Here is a 13,176-nt window from a genome sequence, read left to right as displayed (position 1 = left end):
TTCTCCTTATTTGGTTATCTGCTTTTCAAATCCGCAGCCTTCCTTGGCGCAGTACAGGCGGCTGCCCTTTTTAAACAGGGTTGCGCCGCACTTTTCGCATACATCGGCCACCGGCTCATCCCAGGTCATAAAGTCGCAGTTGGGGTAGCCTTCGCAGCCGTAGTACACCCGGCCCTTGGCACTCTTGCGCAGCAGCATACGGCCGCCGCACTTGGGGCATTTGCCGCCGGTGTCCTTTACCAGCCGCTTGGTATTGGTGCATTCGGGGAAGCCGGGGCAGGCCAAAAACTTGCCGTACCGGCCTGTTTTAATCACCATTTTGCGGCCGCACTTCTCACAAACCTCGTCGGTTTCCTCGTCCGGCACCTTGATTTTTTTGCCTTCCATGTCCTTTTCGGCCTTTTCCAGTGCCTGGGCAAAGCCCTGGTAGAACTGGTCAATGGTCTGCTGCCAGTCGGCCGAGCCATTTTCCACCTTATCCAGATTCTTTTCCATACCGGCAGAGAAGGTTACATCCACAATGTCCGGGAATTCCTGCATCATCAAATCATTGATGGCCCGGCCCAACAGGGTGGGTTTGAGCTTTTTCTGCTCCCGTTCCACATAACCCCGGTCGATGATGGTGGTAATGATGGGGGCATAGGTGGAGGGACGGCCAATGCCGTTTTCTTCCAGGCTGCGAATCAGGGTCGCTTCGGTGTAGCGGGCGGGGGGCTGGGTGAACTTTTGTTCCGGCTTCAGCTCCCGCAGCTTGAGCACCTGGCCCTCCTCCAGGGGAGGCAGGGAGGTTTCCTTTTTTTCTTTGTCGTCGCTGGCTTCCTCGTACAGAGCGGTAAAGCCATCGAAGGTGACCACATAACCGCTGGCACGGAACTGGTAGTCCCCTGCGGTGATGTGGGCGGTGACGGTATCCTGCTCGCAGTCGCTCATCTGGCTGGCAATAAACCGGCTCCAGATCAGCCGGTACAGCTTGGCAATATCGCCGGAGATGCTCTTTTCCACCTCGTCCGGCGTCAGGCTGGGCACACTGGGGCGGATGGCCTCGTGGGCGTCCTGCGCAGCGGTGGCGTTGCGGCTTTTGTAGGTACGCTTGTTGGGGCAGACATACCGCTCACCATAGGCACCGGTGATGTAATCCTTGGCGCCGGCCACTGCCTCATCCGAGATGCGCAGGCTGTCGGTACGCATGTAGGTAATCAGACCCATGGTGCCGTGGCCCGCCACATCCACGCCTTCGTACAGGGTTTGGGCCGCCCGCATGGTGCGCAGAGCGGTAAAGCCCAGCCGACGGCTGGCCTCCTGCTGCAAGGTGGAGGTGATGAAGGGCGGGGCGGGCACCTTTTTGCGGCTGCCTTTATTCAGGCGGGTAACGGTATAGTCCTTGCCTTCCAGTGCCTGCACAATGGTTTCGGCCTCCTGCTGGCTTTTGACCTCCAGCTTTTTGCCGGCAGCAGTGCCGTACAGGCGGGCAGCAAATTTCTTTTGGCTGGAGGGCGGCGAAAGAGTAGCGTCCAGGTTCCAGTATTCTTCTGGTTTAAAGTCCTCAATCTCCTTCTCCCGGTCCACAATCAGCCGCACGGCCACGCTCTGCACACGGCCTGCGCTCAGGCCACGGCGTACCTTGCGCCACAAAAAGGGGCTGAGCTTGTAGCCCACCAGCCGGTCCAGAATCCGGCGGGCCTGCTGGGCGTTGAACAGGTCGATGTCGATGGCACGGGGATGGGCCATGCCTTCTGCAATGCCCTTGCGGGTAATTTCCCCAAAGGTTACACGGTTGGGCTGGGTTACATCCAGGCCCAGAATGTTGGCCAGATGCCAGCTGATGGCTTCACCTTCCCGGTCCGGGTCAGTTGCCAGATAGACCTGCTCGGCCTTTTTTGCCTCGCTTTTTAGTTCTTTAATAAGTTTTTCCTTGCCCTTGATGCTGATGTACTGGGGGGCATAGCCATGCTCCACATCAATGCCCAGCTGGCTGGCGGGCAGGTCCCGGATATGGCCCATGCTGGCGGTGACCTCGTAGCCATCGCCCAGATATTTACGAATGGTTTTCGCCTTGGCAGGCGACTCCACAATAACCAATTTTGACATAGTTTACACTCCCTTGCAATGCAAAGGGCAGGGCCTGGGTGTACAGGCCCGGTTCCCTTATCTGCTTCGGTATTGTCCGCCGGCGGAGCTTACGGCAAGGCCGCTGAGCTCCAGTTCCAGCAAGGCCGCCAGTGCCTGCCCGGCATTCAGGCCGGTGGCAGCGGCCAGGGGTTCCAGCCCCTGAGGCCGGGCGGTAAGCACCTTGGCCATGGCCGCCGCCTGGGGGCTGAGTGCGCCGGTTTCCTGCCGGGAAGGCCCGGTGGTCCGGCGCTGGGGAGCCGTTGGTTCTCTCCCCAAGTCTTTTAAAATTCGCTGGGGACTGCTGGCGGCCATAGCCTGGCCCTGCTCCAGCAGAAGATTGGTGCCTCCGCACAGAGGGCTGAAGATGGCACCGGGCACGGCATACACCGGGCGGCGGTACCGCCTGGCGTGCTCCACGGTGTTCATGGTGCCGCTTTTTTCCCGGGCTTCCACCACACACACCGCATCGCTCAAACCGGCAATCAGCCGGTTGCGCAGTAAAAAGCTGCCTGCGTTGGTGGCCTGCCCCGGCCCAGCTTCGCTGATCACCGTGCCCACCTGCTCCACCTGCTGGCGCAGGCGGCGGTTGGCAGCGGGATAGGTTTTGTCAATGGCGGTGCCCAGCACAGCCACCGTGGGCGTGCCTTCGGCCACCGCCGCTTTGTGGGCTTCGCTGTCCAGCCCTTCGGCCAGACCGCTTACCAGGCATACGCCCTCCTGGGCCAGCCCATTGCTCAGGCATACAGCGGCCTCCACCCCATAGCTGCTGGGGCGGCGGCTGCCAATCATAGCCACCGAATCGGCGGCGTTAAGGGCCGAAACATCCCCGGTGCAATAAAGCACCGGCGGAGCGTCCGGCAGGTATTTTAATCTTTGGGGGTAGTCCGGGTGGTTCCAGCAAAGCAGCTGCACCCCCAGCCGCTGGCAGCTTTCCAGCACCGGCGCAAACTCTTGAGGTGTTTTGTCCTGCAAACGGCGCAGCTGGGCGGGGCTGAACAGGGCGCTCATGTCCTCTCGGCCCACGCACTCCCACAGCTCCTGGGCGGTGCCGTACAGTTCCAGCACCGAGCCGCTGCGGGCCGCTCCAGGGCCCAGTACCCAGGCAAACCAGAGCCAGGGCAGGCTGGCGGCACTCATACCAAATCTCCCCGGAAATGCCACAGCAGCACGCTGCCCGCCACGCTGGCGTTGAGGCTTTCCACCCGGGAGGTGATGGGAATGCGCACGGCGGCATCGCAGGCGTCAATCACCTGCTGAGAAAGGCCCTGTCCCTCGCTGCCAATTACCACACATACACCACCGGCGGGGTTGGGGTCCACCTGGTGCAGGGGCTGGCTGTTGTAGAGGGCGGCAGCCAAACAGGTGCAGCCCCAGGCCCGCAGCTGGGCCAGTGCGTCCGGCAGATTGGGACAAAGCACCACCGGCAGCTGGGCGGCAGCGCCCATGCTGGCCCGCAGCACCTTGGGGCCGAACACATCGGCACAGCCGGGGCCTACAATAACCCCATCAAACCCAAAAGCAGCGGCACTGCGGATGAGCGCCCCCACATTGCCAGGGTCCTGCACCCGGTCCAGGGCCAGAAAGCGGCCCTTTTGGGGCAGCTGGCCAAACTGGGTTTGGGGCCGGGCGAACACACCGAACACCCCCTGGCTGGACTGTACCCCAGCCAGTTTTTCGGCCACATGGTCCTGCACCAGATACTGCTCGCAGTTAAGCTGGGCAAGCTGGGGCCATTTGGCGAGAGCTTTGTCGGTATAATATATTACCTTTAAAGGGCAAGCGGCTGCAAGATCTGTGCAAAGCTTGAAGCCCTCCGCAAAGAACGCTTGTTCTTCAAGGCGGAAGGCTGCACTTTGGGCCAGCTTGCAGGCATATTTAATTTTTGCGTTTTCACGGCTTGTAATGCGTTCTGGCATAGTTTGTGCTCCCTATGGCTAGATACAAAGCGACGCCCGTGCGCAGGCGCGGGCGTTGCTTTGTATGTATCAACTTACAGAGCCTTCTTGGCGGTCTCCACCAGAGCGGTGAAGGAAGCGGGATCGTTGATAGCCATCTCGCTCAGCATCTTGCGGTTCAGCTCGATGCCAGCCTTCTTCAGGCCGTTCATGAAGCTGGAGTAGTTCATGCCCTGAGCACGAACAGCGTTGTTGATGCGTGTGATCCACAGGTTGCGGAACTGACGCTTCTTCAGCTTACGGCCAACGAAAGCGTAGTTGCCGCTCTTCATGACCTGCTGCTTGGCCATCTTGAAATGCTTGGACTTGCTGCCGTAGTAGCCCTTAGCCAGCTTCAGAGTCTTCTTTCTGCGTTTGCGGGTCATCATAGCGCCTTTAATACGAGCCATTGTTATATATCTCCTTTACAGTCACAATCTAAAGAATTACGATTACCTTGCCTGTGTGGCCGCGCAAGCGGTGATTAGGCGTAGGGCAGCATAGCCTTAACAGCTGCTGCGTTGGTCTTGTCGGCGTAAGCGTTCTTACGCATGCCGCGCTTGAGCTTGGTGCTCTTCTTGGTCAGGATGTGGCTGTGGAAGGCGGGGCCGCGCTTTACCTTGCCGTTCTTGGTCAGCTTAAAGCGTTTCTTTGCACCGGAGTGAGTTTTAATCTTAGGCATTTTGAATTTCCTCCTAATGTTTGAATTACTTGGTCTGATTGGGCTTGGGGCTCATGAACATCTGCATGCTCCGGCCTTCCAGCTTGGGCTGCTTATCCACCACTGCGTCGGGCAGCGCATCAGCAAAGCGCTTTTGTACCTCCAGGCCCAGGTTGGTGTGAGCCATCTCACGGCCCCGGAACCGGATGGATACCTTGATCTTGTGGCCGGCCTTCAGGAACTTTGCAGCCTGGTTGACCTTGGTGTTGAAGTCGTTCGTGTCGATGTTGAGGGAGAGACGGATTTCCTTGATTTCAATAACCTTCTGGTTCTTCTTGGCTTCCTTCTCACGCTTCTGCTGCTCAAAACGATACTTGCCGTAGTCCAGAATCTTGCACACGGGGGGAACCGCCTGCGGGGCGATTTTCACCAGATCCAGATTCTGCTCCTCGGCCATGCGCAGGGCCTCACGGCTGGACATGACGCCAAGCTGGCTGCCGTCCGCACCGATCAGGCGGATTTCTTTATCACGAATGCCCTCGTTGATTTCAAGATCTTTTTTGCCGTTCGTAGCGATATGGATACACCTCCAATTTGATGTTATCACTGTAAAACAAAATGAAATGCGGCCGCCAGTTGGCAGCCGCATTGAAACACACACGCAGTAAGGGATTTTTAAACTTGTATTAAGTTTTATCCACTTACAACCTATGACCCGGCTCCTGACTGGAACGCAAGGTGAGCACGGCGGCTAGCCGGTTGCTGCTTTCTTTACTGGCTAAGTATAGCACAGCTTTTGCCCTGCGTCAAGAGGGAGTTTTGGGTGTTTTTTTAATTTTTATACCGGCTTATTCCAGGCCGTTCAGGGTAATGGCATCCATCTTCCAGCTGCCGTCCTGCTGTACCACCACCACTGCACCGGTGGCGGTGAGGGTGCTCTGCCCGGCCGAGAGGGTAACGGTGTAGTTGTACTGCTCGCCTTCCGTTTCACCGGAGCGCTCCTCCAGCTCCACCTTTACATTGGTAAAGTCCTCGCCCTGCTCCTGGGCTGCCTTCATAATTTTGGTGATGATGCGGTTTTCCGCCGCCTGCTCGTAGCCCTGCTGGGTCATGATGCCGGCGTACTCAGCAGCAATGTACTCCTCCAGCCCCTGCTGGCTTTCCAGACCCGGCTCCTGGCTGGGCTCTGCCGGAGAAACCTGCTGCATAAAGTCCTGGTAGTCCTGCTGGGTAACCTGAAACAGCTGCTCCAAGCCTGCCACGGCGGCCTGCTGGGCTCCATTATTACCACAGGCGGTAAGGCCCATAGCCAGCGCCGCAGCGCCAACCAGACAGGCAAAAGCTTTTGTGTGCTTCACAAAACTCCCCCTTACTCAATTCAATGGTTTAAGGCATTGGGTATGTCTGAAAGCTGCGCCCTTATGTGGGGCAGACACCCCATTGCACCGTACATGAATATACTACCATTTTAAATTTACAGTTTAAAGGTTTTTTGTAAATTTTATGCAAAACACCAGCAATTCCACCAGCTGCATACAATGGTATGGTTACAATTCAATCTCCTGGCCCAAAGCAAAGCTGTACAGGGTCATGCGGCGGATGGGTTTGGGGAACCGGCGGCGGATGGCCTGGGCGTACAGCTCCAGCTGGGGGCGGTACTCCTGCGCCAGCTGCTGGGCGGTTTTGCCCCGGTCGGTTTTGTAGTCCACCAGTTCAATAAAGTCCTCAAATTCCAAAATCAGGTCTGCCACACCCTGCACCAGTACCTGAGCGGCGCCGTAATCCGCTGTTTTGTCCACCGCCGCCCGCTGGGCAGGCAGCGCCGTAATAAACTCAAACTCCCGGTGCACCTTTTGGGCGGTTTGCAGCCGGGCATACAGTCCGCTGGCAAAAAAGGTCTCCAGCTTGGCAAAATCCAGCTTGTCGTACAAATCCGGCAGCAGCAGCTTCTGCTTGACCTGGCGCTGGGCCTCCGCCCGCACATCCCGTGCTGCGGCGTCCAGGTCTGCGTGCTGCAAAAAGGCGTGGAGGGCTGTGCCCCGCTCGGCGGCGGTAAGCCCTTCTTTGTATAAAAAGGCAGGCCGCTCCAGGGTCATCTCCCGGGCGGTATGCACCAGCGAGGTAACGCTTACCTTGGCAGGCACCTTGGTGAGCGCCTGCCGGGGGTACTGCCAGTCCAGCCGCTGAGCCAGTGCCTGTGCAAAGGCCTCATCCGGCTGGGCCTGGGGCAGGCTGGCAGGGCTTGCCGGCAGAACCTCCTCCGGCTCGTCCAGCTGGAAATTCACCTGAAAGCAGTGGGCCAGCTCCTTCTGGCTCACCAGCGCACCGGGGGCGATGTCCACCTCCATCTGGCGGCAGAGGGACTGGGCCGCAGGGTGCAGCAAGGCCGCCTGCATCACCCACTCGCCCCGGCTCTGGCAATGCTCCAGCAGATAGGGGTCCGGGGCACCGCCTCCCAGCCGCAGGGCCATTTTTTGCACCAGCTTTGCGGCATCCTTGGTGGGCATGGTAAGGACCAGCCGGTCCCGTGCACGGGTAAAGGCCACATACAGCACCCGCATCTCCTCGCTGAGGCCCTCCTGGGCCAGGGCGGACTGCACCGCCCGGTAAGGAGCGGTGGTAAAGGTTCCCCCCTGCCCTGCCCGCAGGGTCAGGCCAATGCCCAGTTGGGGATGAAAGACCGCCGCCGCCCGCAGGTCCTCCTTGTTGAATTCTCGGCCCAGGTCGGCACAGAATACCACCGGAAATTCCAGCCCCTTGGAGCGGTGCACCGTCATAATGGTTACACAGCCGGGGCGGCTCTGGCCCTGCTCCGGGCCGGGCACGCCGCCGCTGGCCAGGGCCGCATCCATGGCACGCACCAGGCCGGGCAGCCCCTGGCGGCCACAGCTGGCCGCAAACTGGGCAAACTGACGCAGATTTTCCCGCCGGGCTTCTCCGTCCGGCATGGCGCCGGCAGCCGCCAGGCAGCCGGTGCGCAGAAAAATCTCCTCCATCAAACGGTCCACCGGAAGGCTGCGGGCTAGGCCACGCAGGGTGGCCAGCCACTGGCCAAACTCCTGCACTTTGGGCTGCTGGCTGGCCATCACCGCACCGTAAAAGCTGCCCTTGCGGCATTCGGTACGGATGCGCACCAGGTCATCCGACACAAATCCCCCCAGGCCGCTGAGCATCACTGCTGCCAGATGGATGTCCTGGGCAGGGTTATCCAGCACACGCAGCAGACTGGCCACCGGGCGCACCTCCGGCGCATCCAGCAGATTTTCCGCCCGGTCCACATACACAGGGATGCCCTGGCTTTCCAGCTGGGCTGCGTAATCGCTGAAGGCACCCCGGCTGCGCAGCAGAATGCAAAAATCCTCGTACACTGGGGGACGGGGGCCATCCTCCCCCCGCACGGTAAAGCCGCTGGCTGGGTCCATCATCTGCTGGATGCGCCGGGCAATGAGGGCTGCATCCCCTGCGGGCTGCTGGCTTTCCACCAGTTCCAGCTGGCAGTCTCCGGTATAACCGCCGTAGTTCTCCACTTCACCCAGGCCGGGCACCAGCCGCTCGCCGGGGCCGTAATCCACACCGCCCAAACTGCGGGTCATGATGGGGGTAAACAGGGCGTTCACCGCCCCAATCACACCGGGTGCGCTGCGGAAGTTTGCATCCAGAAACAGCTTTTGGTCGCCGGGGGTTCCGTATTCCACAAAGTCCCGGAGTTTTTGTTGAAAAATGGTGGGGTCTGCCTGCCTAAACCGGTAAATACTCTGCTTTAAGTCCCCCACAAAAAACAGATTGGAGCCATCCGGCTTTGCCAGGCAGTGATAGAGGGTGTCCTGCAAGGCGTTGGTGTCCTGGTACTCGTCCACCATCACCTCATAAAAATGCTCGCTGATTTGCGCGGCCAGCGGGGTGGGGCTGCCGTCCTCATTCTGCAACAGCCGCAAAGCCAGGTGCTCCACATCGCTGAATTCCAGCATTTTTTCTTCCAGCTTGGCAATGGTAAACCGCCGCTCAAACTCCTGCTGGGCTCTGGCCAGCGCCCGCACCAGGGGGGCTGCCTGGGCCTTGTCCTGCTGGAATTCCTCCTCGGTGCAGATAAAGACCTTTTCCTGCAATCGTTTGAGGGTGTCCTTGAGCAAATCCCGCCGGTCCTTCACCGTCTGTATCACGGTGCCCGTGTAGTCCTTTACCGGCTTGAGCCGCTCGTATTTCAGGCTTCGGCTGGCGGCACACAGCCCGTCCCAGGGCTGCTGCTCCACTGCATCCAGCAGGGTTTCCACCGCCTGTACATCCCCTTGCAGGGCAGGCAGATAGGCCGTTTCCAGCTGGGGGTCCTGCTCCGCCTGCTCCAGATTCAGCTGGGCCAGCTCCAGGGCAGACTCCAGCCCTCGCCGTGCTTGCTGCCGCAGAGCCTGCCCCCACAGACTTTCGTCCAGGGTGCCGGGCTGCTCCCACTGGGCGCAAAACTGCTCCAGTGTTTTGGCCGGATAAGGCATACTGCTTAAAAAGTCGTGAAGCTGCTCCACCACCCGGCTGGCCATGGCGTCGCTGCGGCCCTTGCCATAAAGGTCTGCAAAGGCGCAGAAATCCGGGTCCTGGCAGGCAACCTCCAGCGCATCGGCCAGAGCCTGCCGCCGCAGCTGGGCAAGCTGAGGCCCATCTGCCGTGGTGAAATCCGCCGGGATGTCCAGGGTTTGGAAGTTGGCCTGCAACAGCTGCAAACAGTAGGAGTCAATGGTGCAGATGGGGGCCCGCTGCAACAGCATCCGCTGCCGCTGCAGGTGGGCGGAACCGGGGTTTTTGGCCAGCTGGGCCGCCAGCCGCTGGCTCAGCTTTGCCCGCAGGCTGGCAGCTGCCGCCCGGGTAAAGGTAACAATAAGCAGCCGGTCAGCGTCCACCGGGTCCTGCTCCCGGCACATCAGCCGCACCGCCCGTTCCACCAGAACCGCCGTTTTGCCGCTGCCTGCTGCTGCACTCACCAGCAAGGCCCCCTGCCGGTGCTCAATGGCACGGGTTTGGTCGGTGGTAAATTTGATTGATGCCATGGTTGCCTCCTTGTGTTATTCTTCCTGGTGTCCGCACACGCTGCGGTAGTCGCAGTACTGGCAGGGGGTATCGCCCCGTTTGCCCCGGGCCAGGGGCTGGGCCGGAATGCGCCCCTCGTACAACTGGTTTGCCATCTGCACCACCAGTGCATCCAGCTCCTTTTGCAGCTGCTCCAGTGCTTCCAGGCTGGCCAGTGCCGCCGATGTTTTGGGGGTGCCGTCCTTATCGAACTTAAAGGGCACATACAGGCCCTTGCGCTCGCTGTCCATTGCATCGATGACGGCATATTCATCTGCCACCAGGCCCTCTACCTTGTATTCCAGGCCCTTGGCCGCCTGCTGGCGGCTGCCCCGTGTGGGGGCTGGGTCTGCCATCAGATAGAGTACGCCGGCTGGGGCTGCCTGCCCAAAATTCTGCTCCCCCTGCCGGGTAAGGGTGAACAGATACAGCAGCATCTGGCAGTTCAGGCCCTTGCGCACATCCTCCAGCAAAAATTCCTTGCTGCCGGTTTTGTAGTCCACTACCCGCAGCCAGGTGGTTCCGTTTTGTTTAAAGGCGTCCACCCGGTCGATTTTGCCAATCATCCGCACGGTTTCGCCCCCATCGGTGGTAAGCACCACCGGGGGCACATCCTCCGGCCCGGAGCCGATGCCCATCTCAAAGGCCACCGGCACAAACCGGCCCTGCCGCTGCTCCTGCTGAATATATTCCAGCAGGTTAGCCGCACTTCGCTCCAGCCGCCGCACCAGATACTGGAACCGATGGGCTGCCAGGGGCATTGCTTGGGCCACATACTCCTGGGCAATTTCGGCCGCCAGCTGCCGCAGCTGCTCCACCGTGAGATTTACAAACTCCGGCCCGGTACGGCGCAGGGCCTGTTCCAAAATGTAGTGTACCAGATTGCCGCTCTGGTCCGCCGTGAGGGCGGCCTGCTTGCGGGGCTTTGCCCCCAGCACATACTCCATAAAGTAGGAGAAGGGGCAGGAATAATACCGCTCCATCCGGCTGGGACTGAGCCACAGTTCCCGGCCCAACAGCCCCCGCATGGCGGCCCGGTCCTGCACCGCAAAGGGCTCGGTGCTTACTGCACGCTCCACCGGCTGCAAGGTTTGAGGGCTGCGGCTGCTGAGGGTCTGGTACAGGGCAGCGGTGCAGCTGCTTTCCGCATCCCAGGTTTGCCCCAGCAGGTCTAGCGCCATGGGGCCGGTGGCTGCCCGGTCTGCCGCCTCCAGCTGGGGGGCGGCAGGCTGCATGGCACCCTGCACCCCGGTGAGGGCACTGGTGACCGGCAGGCCGGAAGGCCCGGCCGCCCAGCTGAGCCACAACCCCTTGGAAGATGCTGTAAGGGCTTTGTAAAAACACACCTGCTCACGAATCATGCGGTTTTCAAAGCAGTCGGGCATATCCACCCCCTGGCGAATCAGGCTGTCACGCTCGGTGTGGGTGAGCAGACCCTGGTCACCGGGGGCTTTGGGAAACTCCCCTTCGGCCAGCCCCAGCACAAAGCACCAGGCAGGGTTGTCCAGCCGCATACGGCCCGCTGTGGTAAAGATAACTGCGTCCAGTGTTTGGGGGATGTGCCCCAGGTCGGTGCTGCGCACCAGCAGGTTGAACAGCTCCACCGCTTCCTGAGGGGGCAGTGCCTCCTCCTGCACCAGCTGGGCCAGCTGGTCCAGCAGATTGGCGGTAACATTCCACACTCGCAGAGTTTCCTCTGCGGCAGGGATGCCCTCCCGCTCTTTTAATTCCTGGGCCAGCTGGGTAATGCGTTCCTCTGCCCCCAGCTTTTGCATCAGCTTGTAAATCCGGGCGCAGAGCTGGCTGGCTGGCAGTTCTCGGCATTCCTTTGCAAAGCGGTCCAAATCTGGTACCAGGTAAAGACGGGCCTGCTCTGCCAGTTCCAGCTGGTCCCGTTCCTCCGGCCGCATCCGGCTAAGATCGTTGTCCTCTCCAAAGCCACGGGGGGAACGGTCGAAGGGCTGCCGCCACTGGGCAGCGGTAAGCTGCCAGGTGTAGGCGTAATTTTCCAGTGCGCAAAGCTGGGCTTCGGTCAGCCGGGTCAGGCCGCTTTTGGCCACCTCCAGAATGGGGTCGGTGGCAAGGCCCCGGCGCAGCAGCCCCAACAATCCCTGCACCAGCCGCACCGGTGCGGTGTGCTCGGCGGTGGTTGCCTCATCGCAGAACAAGGGAATGCCCGCCAGCCGGAACTCGTACCGAATGGCAGACAAATAACTCTCGCTGTCCCGGCAGATCACCGCCATATCCCGGTAGGGCACCCCCTGGCGGGCCAGCTTTAGGATGGCCGCTGCCACCTCCTTGGCCTCGGCTGCCCGGCTTTCTGCCTGCCACAGGGTCAGGCAGGCAGGGTCTGAGGGAGCACTCTCCACCAGCTGACCTGCCAGCAGGGCGTTCAGCCGCCCCAAGTCCGGGGCGGTCTCGTGCCGCCAGTCCCGTTCCAGTACCAGCGGAGCCGCCACTGGTATTCCATTGCGGCGGGCCATCTGCCGCAGGGTAAGAGCCATCTTTTTTGCGCCGCTGAACAGGCCCAGTCCGTTTTCGTAGTCCTCCATACCATCGGCACACAGGCCCACGGTCACGCTTTCGGCCATGCGCATCATCTGCTCCAGCATGGCCCGTTTGGAGGCATTGAAGGTATCAAATTCATCAATGAACACGGCCTGCCCCTGCAAAAAGTCCGGCTGAATGCTCCTTGCTGCCAGTAGCACCCGGTCGCCGGGGTCCATGGCGGACTGCTCCAGCAGAGCCTGGTAGGCAGCAAAGATGGCGGCCAGCTCGGTGAGTTTTTGGCGGCTGTGGCCCGAACCGGCGGCCAATTCCTCCAGGCGGACCGGGTCCAGGCCGGCACTTTTCAGCTCGTCCAGGGTTTGGGCACACCGCTCACAGAATGCGGTGCTGCGCCGGTGGCGGCTGTAATAGACCAGATTGGGCCCCATGGCCTGCAAGGCACGGCGCACCAGCACCGCACGGCCTGCATCCGTAAGGGTTTGAATGGCACTGCCCCCATACCGCTCCAATACCGCCTGGGCCAGGCTGGTAAAGCTGTAACTGGTTACATAACCGGAATACTCATCGCCCAGCACCTCATAAATGCGCCCTTCGGTGGAGGAGGTGAACTGTTCCGGCACCAGCAAAATACTGTGCTTGCCCTCCAGTGCACGGCGCCGTATCTCCTTGAGCAGATGCCCGGATTTTCCGCTGCCGGAAAGCCCCAATACCAACTGTAACATGGGTGTTGAACCGCCCCTTTCCTGTGTTTGGTGTTCTGTTGGCTATTGTACCACACCAAAAATGGTTTGTCCCCCCATTGCTGCACCGCATCTGGCGATACATCCGGTTTAAGTCTCTTTTTATGTCTTTTAGGCAGAATTTGGACCGGCGGGCAATCCGCCCGCCGGTCCATTTCATGGGATTCAG

General features: G+C 60.4%; 9 protein-coding genes. All 9 read right to left on the bottom strand.

Going from position 1 to position 13,176, the window contains the following annotated elements; translation table 11 throughout:
* Nucleotides 1–6: 6 nt before the first annotated feature.
* The 9 genes from topA to ACH2EM_RS05085 all read right to left on the bottom strand — a co-directional run bounded on the left by topA (nt 7) and on the right by ACH2EM_RS05085 (nt 12,989).
* Nucleotides 7–2,088 carry a type I DNA topoisomerase gene (gene topA, locus ACH2EM_RS05125; protein WP_395151058.1) on the bottom strand — a complete coding sequence of 694 codons (2,082 nt, stop codon included), beginning with the start codon at nt 2,086–2,088 and terminating at the stop codon, nt 7–9.
* A gap of 57 nt (nt 2,089–2,145) precedes the next feature.
* Nucleotides 2,146–3,246, bottom strand: coding sequence for a DNA-processing protein DprA (dprA, locus tag ACH2EM_RS05120; protein ID WP_395151057.1), 1,101 nt, complete (start codon nt 3,244–3,246; stop codon nt 2,146–2,148).
* Complete coding sequence (locus ACH2EM_RS05115; protein WP_395151056.1) at nt 3,243–4,025, bottom strand: TrmH family RNA methyltransferase; 783 nt, start codon at nt 4,023–4,025, stop codon at nt 3,243–3,245. Before ACH2EM_RS05115 ends, dprA begins: the two co-directional genes overlap by 4 nt.
* Nucleotides 4,026–4,099: 74 nt before the next feature.
* Nucleotides 4,100–4,453, bottom strand: coding sequence for a 50S ribosomal protein L20 (gene rplT / locus ACH2EM_RS05110; RefSeq protein WP_395151054.1), 354 nt, complete (start codon nt 4,451–4,453; stop codon nt 4,100–4,102).
* A gap of 74 nt (nt 4,454–4,527) precedes the next feature.
* Nucleotides 4,528–4,725 carry a 50S ribosomal protein L35 gene (gene rpmI / locus ACH2EM_RS05105; RefSeq protein ID WP_395151053.1) on the bottom strand — a complete coding sequence of 66 codons (198 nt, stop codon included), beginning with the start codon at nt 4,723–4,725 and terminating at the stop codon, nt 4,528–4,530.
* Between the two features lie 25 nt (nt 4,726–4,750).
* The gene (infC, locus tag ACH2EM_RS05100; protein ID WP_395151052.1) at nt 4,751–5,353 is read right to left on the bottom strand and encodes a translation initiation factor IF-3; all 603 of its coding nucleotides are present in this window, start codon (nt 5,351–5,353) and stop codon (nt 4,751–4,753) included.
* Between the two features lie 199 nt (nt 5,354–5,552).
* Nucleotides 5,553–6,062 carry a hypothetical protein gene (locus ACH2EM_RS05095; protein WP_395151051.1) on the bottom strand — a complete coding sequence of 170 codons (510 nt, stop codon included), beginning with the start codon at nt 6,060–6,062 and terminating at the stop codon, nt 5,553–5,555.
* A gap of 189 nt (nt 6,063–6,251) precedes the next feature.
* Entirely contained in the window at nt 6,252–9,740 is a 3,489-nt protein-coding gene (addA, locus tag ACH2EM_RS05090) for a helicase-exonuclease AddAB subunit AddA (RefSeq protein ID WP_395151050.1), read from the bottom strand.
* 15 nt (nt 9,741–9,755) lie between these two features.
* A complete protein-coding gene (locus ACH2EM_RS05085; RefSeq protein ID WP_395151049.1) occupies nt 9,756–12,989 on the bottom strand; it encodes a PD-(D/E)XK nuclease family protein in 3,234 nt (1,077 codons plus the stop codon).
* Nucleotides 12,990–13,176 lie beyond the last annotated feature (187 nt).

The sequence above is a fragment of the uncultured Allofournierella sp. genome (assembly GCA_944382705.1).
In the GTDB taxonomy this organism is placed as follows: Bacteria; Bacillota; Clostridia; order Oscillospirales; family Ruminococcaceae; genus Allofournierella.
This window is presented reverse-complemented; position numbering and strand designations above follow the sequence as displayed.